1 protein-coding gene is annotated in these 641 nt (G+C 62.6%); it reads left to right on the top strand.

Annotated features, from left to right (window positions below):
• A partial coding sequence (gene ilvC / locus AC07N6_RS24265) for a ketol-acid reductoisomerase (RefSeq protein WP_494783864.1) occupies positions 1–641 on the top strand: 641 nt, incomplete at both ends.

The following is a 641-nucleotide window of genomic DNA, read 5'->3' as shown; positions in this document are numbered from 1 at the left end:
CACTACGGCCAGGTCGTGCCGCGCGCCGACCTGGACGTGATCATGATCGCGCCCAAGGCCCCCGGCCACACCGTGCGTTCGACCTACAGCCAGGGCGGCGGCGTGCCGCACCTGATCGCCGTGTACCAGGACAAGTCGGGCACCGCGCGTGACGTGGCGCTGTCGTACGCCACCGCCAACGGCGGCGGCCGTGCCGGCATCATCGAAACCAACTTCCGCGAAGAGACCGAAACCGACCTGTTCGGCGAACAGGCCGTGCTGTGCGGCGGTACCGTGGAACTGATCAAGGCCGGTTTCGAAACCCTGGTGGAAGCAGGCTACGCGCCGGAAATGGCCTACTTCGAGTGCCTGCACGAACTGAAGCTGATCGTCGACCTGATCTACGAAGGCGGCATCGCCAACATGAACTACTCGATCTCGAACAATGCGGAGTACGGCGAATACGTGACCGGCCCGCGCATCATCAACGAAGAGAGCAAGAAGGTCATGAAGCAAGTGCTGACCGACATCCAGACCGGCGAATACGCCAAGAGCTTCATCCTGGAAAACAAGGCAGGCGCGCCGACCTTGCTGTCGCGTCGCCGCATCAATGCCGAGCACCAGATTGAAGTTGTGGGCGAGAAGTTGCGCGCCATGATGCC

Source organism: Herbaspirillum sp. GW821-FHT09A12, assembly GCF_059418325.1.
Note: the sequence above shows the minus strand (reverse complement) of the source record. Positions and strands in the feature narration are given on the sequence as shown.